At 45.0% G+C, this 222-nt stretch carries 1 pseudogene; it reads right to left on the reverse strand.

The annotated features are described in order from the left end of the window. Positions 1-143: pseudogene (locus tag HJY11_RS14100) on the reverse strand (4Fe-4S cluster-binding domain-containing protein); the annotation flags it as partial. Positions 144-222: the final 79 nt, after the last annotated feature.

Below are 222 nucleotides of genomic sequence, written 5' to 3' on the forward strand. Positions count from 1 at the left end.
TTTTCATGATCCTCTACTCCTGTCACCAGTGCCGCATTATGGCAGAACGGGCAGCGAAAATTACATCCTCCAAGGAAAATGGTACACGCTGTCTTTCCGGGATAATCCAAAAGTGTCAGCTTCTGAAGTCCCTGGATTCTCATAAGCACCCCTCCTATCCTTCTTCCTTTGCTTCCTTACCCAAAACCAGATTTCTCCGAATCCGGTCATAAAAATATTTCA

Source organism: Bittarella massiliensis (ex Durand et al. 2017) (assembly GCF_017566145.1).
Classification (GTDB): Bacteria; Bacillota; Clostridia; order Oscillospirales; family Ruminococcaceae; genus Bittarella; species Bittarella massiliensis_A.